Raw genomic sequence first — 4,925 nt, 5'->3', positions numbered from 1 at the left:
CCTAGCGATCACGCCGCACGGTCGGCGAACCGCCCACACCCTGCTGAATAGCTACCGGCAGATGGGCGACTCGCCACATCCTGAAGACGTCCACCGGGGAAGTCCCGCCCGTCGCATCCACCAAGTCCGCTGCAATGCCGAGGATTTCGACAACCCTGGCCGCCCCCTGCCGGGCTTCCGTGTCAGCCGCGACAGCTGCTGTGATCAAGGCCTGCAAGAAGTACGCCAGTTGCAGGTCCGCAGCCATGCGGCACATACGTCGCACCACAGCAGGTTCTTCGAGTTTTCCAAGAGGCCGCGGAACTCCCGTGATCCCCGCGGACCACAGGAGCAAGAATGGCGCGGGCACCTCATGATCTGCCGCACAGCCTCGCGGTGGCGAACTCGACAAGTTCGTCGATCTCCATCTGCCTCGGTGTGCCGTTCTGGGAATTCCACTCGGCGACGAACCAGGCGCCGTGCCATTCTGCCCGCCACACATCGCCATGCCGGTTCTCGAACTCGACGAAGCTCCCGGTTCCGCCGTCCATCAGCCGAAGCTCCTCCACGAGCCGCGCCGGCTCGGTGAGACCCCGTCCGGGGTTCGTGCTCTTGCCTCGCGTCCGCGTGTTGGCGTATCGCATCTTCAGGAAGGGGAGAGGTTCGCGGCCGAGATGGTTCAGGCGCAGCATGCGGTACCTGGTGATGGCCTCGTCCAGCGTTTCGTCGCCGGAGAACTCGCAGGAGTACGCCGGAAAGGTCAGCCGGACGTGCGGGGTCAGGTTCGGCATCTCCACGCGGTAGAAGCGGTGGACCTCGGGCGCGATGCCCACCACAGCGTCGAAACGATGTCCGGCGGGCGATTCGAAGCCGTCGAGCGCGCCCAGGAAGGAGTTGCGGGCGAAGAGCGCGTCCTCGTGCTCACGGGCGAACCGAAGGGTCCTGACGGCGAGGTCCTGATCGTAGGAATTACGGCCGCTCAGCTGGAGCAGCCGCTTACCGTCGGCGGACAGCGCCCCCGCGAAGTCGATGCCGGGTGCCGGCGACCAGTGCCAACTGTCGGGCAGGCCGGAAAGCGGCTCCGCGTCACGGAAGCCCGTCACTGCGGCGCGAATGTCCATGAATCCTCCGTGCTCAGCTGCATGAGTATCCGTCTCCGACTTCCTGGATGAACGTGTCCGTCATACGCCCGCCGCCCCGGGAGTTCTCGCTCCATTCCATCGGTTCCAGGTGGTCCGTGTTGTTGTAGAAGTCGTTGCGTGTGGCTCGGTCGGAGAATCGGCCATCCCGATTCCAGTGCTGGACTACGGGATCCAGGTGTTCGTAGGTCACCGTACGGTGGAATGGTTCAGGATTGTTGGCCCGGGGGTCCCAGATCAGGTCGTCGTTGCCGTTGCGCCAGGTGAGCTGGTCCCGGGGGATCCGCGCGCCGTCGCTGTCTCGCGGCACCCCGCTGATCGCTCGGCCTTCGTCGGTGTAGTTCTCGACCATGTAGTCGTGGGTGGGCGTGCGGTAACCCGACGGGTACTGGTTGTCTCGCGTGTACGCGCGATCCCCCTCCGGAAGATCCGGGTCCCGCCCGAACCGCATTCCGTTGCTCGGGTCCTGCCAGTGCAGGCCGAGCGGGTCGCTCCATCGGTACGGGTTGGGGACGTACGCGCTGTCGTTCGCGGCGGGTGCGAGGCCGAGCGGGTCGGGGCTGACGTACTGCCCCGTGAGGGGGTCGTAGTGGCGCAGGAAGTTGTAGTGCCAGCCGGTCTCCTCGTCGGCGTACTGCCCGGGGAACCGCAGCGGACAGTCGACCTCGTCGGTGGCGCCGGTCTGCGGGGTGTCGGGCAGGCGGCTGCCCCAGAGAGTTGTCCGCTGCTGCCAGGCCACCTCGCCGTCCCCCGAGACGAGTTCAGCCGGCGCGCCCGAGAGATCGGTGACGATCGCGTGGAACAGTGCGTCCATGCCTGGCGCAGCCCGGTCGAGTTGGGCGATCGGCTGATGAGTGCCGGGGACGTAGTCCCAGGTCGTGGCAGAACCGTCCTGCGCGATCTGCTCGACGAGACGGGTGCCGTCCCACACAAAGAGGATCTCGTCGGCAACGGCACCGTCCGCGGTCAGCAGTTGCTTCGCCACCCGCCGGCCCGCGGGGTCGTACCGGTACCGCCAGTCGGTTCCGTCCGGTGTTGTCGTGCCGACGAGTTGGCTCCGGCTGTTCCACGTGTACGACCGGATCCGCCGCTGCCCGTTGAGCAGCCGCCGCACCGTGCGGACGATCCGGCCTTCCCCGTCCCGTTCGTAACTGGTGCGCCCGGTGCGGTGGATGCGGGTTCCCGCGAAGGCACGGTCATTGTCACCGTCCTCGACAGCGGAGCTCGACGCCCGGGTGATGTTCCCCAACTCGTCGTACTGGTAGGTCTCCTGCCACCCTCGCGCGTCCACGGCGGTGACCCGGCCCCTGGTGTCGAGGGCGAAGTGGCGTGTTCCGGTGGTGAGTTCGTCGACAGAAGTAGGGACACCATCGGGGCGGTACAGATAGGTACGCTGCTGGAGCAGGGCTTCTTCCCCATCAGGGGCCGAAGTTCGCTCCATCGTCTGGGCAGCGAGTCTGCCCGTGTCGTCCCAGGAGTGGCTGAGAGTGACACCGCCGGGGAGGGCTCGGCTCGTCTCGCGATCGCTTTCGTCGAAGCCGAACACGATGCGGCGACCGTCCGCTTCGAGCACGGCAGAGCGTTCCGTGTCGTCGTACGTCCAGGTGGACTCGATGCCCGTGGGGGTACACCGCCTGATGCGCCGTCCGAGCATGTCGTACTCGAATGTCGTCGTCCGGCCGTCGATGCTCTCCGTGAGCATTAGACCGTCCATGCTGTACGTGCGTTCGACGGTGGCGTCGGGACCGGCCTCCCGGGTCGGACGGCCGGCGGCGTCGTACGTGCAACTGGCCGAGACACCGTCGTACCGTGTCTCGACCGTGCGGCCGAGGATGTCGCGGTGGAAGGAGACCGTCTCTCCGGCGCCGTTGACACGGGATGCGAGCAGGCCGACCGCGTCCAGTTCGTAGGCCAGCGAGCGCCCGCCGAAGTCGGTCTCGGACACCAGGCGGTTCGCCGCGTCGTACCTGTACTGCCAGGTGTTGTCGTGCGGGTCCGTCACCTCGACCAGGTTCAGCTCGGTGTCGTAGGCGAACGAGTGAGTGGTGCCGTCGGCCAGCCGACGGGCGGCGACCTGACCGAACGGGCCGACCGCAAACGTGGTCGTACGCCCGGAATGGTCGGTCTGGGACACCAGGTTGCCCTCGGCGTCCCACACCCAGTGCTCCTGGGACCCGTCCGGTGTCCGGCGCCACACCATCCGGCCCTCGGGCGTCGTCCGCCGGTGCGTGACGCGTCCCCGCGGGTCGGTGAAGCTGCTGACCTGCCCCAGGGCGTCCCGCTGGATCCGGCTGACGGCACCCCGCGCGTCGGTGAACTCCACGGGCAGCCCGGCCGCGTCGCACCGAGCTGTGCTGGTGCGCCCCACAGCATCGGTGACGGCAATGAGGCCGCCGTGACCGTCGTACTCGTAGCGCGTCGTCGCCCCGCTCGGGCTGGTGGTGGCGAGGTGGTTGCCTCTGCTGTCGTACGCGTGGTGCCACTCCGCTCCACCGGGGGTCACCGCCCGCACAAGTCGGCGCAGTTCGTCGTACTCGGCTGCGGTCACGGCACCGTCGGGGCGGACGACCGTGGCGAGATTCCCCGCCGGGTCGTAGCCGTAGCGGGTGGTGCGGCCCAGTGCGTCGGTCCGGGAGAGGAGGCGGTCGAAACGGTCCCACTCGTTGACGATGCTCTGCCCGAGCGCATTGGTCACCGAGACGAGCTGGAGCCTCTCGTTGTGCCGGTACGTGGCGGTGCGGCCGCGGGAGTCGGTGTACCGCGTGGTGCGGTTCTCGGCTTCGTACGCGATGGTGCAGCCCAGGATGCCCTCGACGCCCTCGCCGCGGATGACACGGTGGGCCTCGTCATAGGTGTAGCGGTACCAGGAGCCCGTGCGGTCGGTCCAGGACGTTATTCGGTCGTCAGCGTCGTAGGTGAGCCTGTACGGCAGGTCGCTGGAGTTGAAGATCTCGGTCAGGCGGCCGTTGTCGTAGCCGTAACGAACCAGCGGGACAGGCCCGTTGTCCGGATCGAGCAGCCGCAGTCCCGTGACTCGGGCGCCGGCCGAGTCGACGGCCACGTGATAGCCACCGGAGTGCCTCAGGGCGAGGGGCGAGCCGTCCGTGGCGTAATCGAAGTCGATACGGTTGCCGTTGCGGTCCCAGACCGCCCGTATGGGCAGCGTGAGCTCGGTGTCGTGCTCGGCACTCTCCACGGGAGCGAAAAGCCGGGTAATACCCGACACGGGGTCAGTGACTCTCAGAGCACCCGGTTGCTCCTCGTCCCAGGACAGCGGCCAGCGGGGCCCTTCCTGCGGCAGGACAGCGCTGTCGCCCTGCGGCGGCGGATAGACCAGGACCATGCCGTCCGCCGTGGCGAACAGAACTCCCTCGTCGTCGAGTTCGAGCCGCTGGTCGAGCGTGGAGGTCCATGAAGGGCCGAACCAGCGGCCCGAGCGATAGGTGGAGACATGCGTGCGCGCGACGGCCAGCCGCAACACTCCGGGAAGCAGTACGTCCGTCGCGGTCATCAGCATCTCGCCGGAGACCATGTCGATCGGATCGCCGTTCTTGCACCGCCCGCTGGCCGGTTTCCCCTTGGCGACGGCGTTGTCCGCCTCCTTGCGCAGGCCTTGTCTTCCCAGCCCTTTGGCCATGGCCTTGAGGCCGCCCTTGCCCAGCGACTTCAGGCCCTTGGCGAGACCACCGAGGGTCGTCAGGCCCTTGCCCCCGGGTATGCAGTCCAGCGCGGCAAATCCCACATCCCACAAGGACGCCTGTCCCTTGGAATACTTGTAGAGCGTGTCCGCGAGCACGACCAGGGCCG

At 67.6% G+C, this 4,925-nt stretch carries 2 protein-coding genes; both read right to left on the bottom strand.

The genetic code is table 11. The features are described from left to right. Positions 1 to 350: 350 nt before the first annotated feature. Complete coding sequence (locus tag RB628_RS39365) at positions 351 to 1,100, bottom strand: hypothetical protein (RefSeq protein WP_318325457.1); 750 nt, start codon at positions 1,098 to 1,100, stop codon at positions 351 to 353. A 13-nt stretch (positions 1,101 to 1,113) separates the two neighbouring features. Continuing rightward, positions 1,114 to 4,925 (bottom strand): DUF6531 domain-containing protein (locus RB628_RS39360; RefSeq protein ID WP_318325456.1); only part of this gene is annotated, 3,812 nt, incomplete at its 5' end.

The sequence above is a fragment of the Streptomyces sp. ADMS genome (assembly GCF_033441795.1).
In the GTDB taxonomy this organism is placed as follows: Bacteria; Actinomycetota; Actinomycetes; order Streptomycetales; family Streptomycetaceae; genus Streptomyces.
The sequence above is the reverse complement of the archived record's forward strand: the minus strand, read 5'-3'. Positions and strand labels throughout refer to the sequence as shown.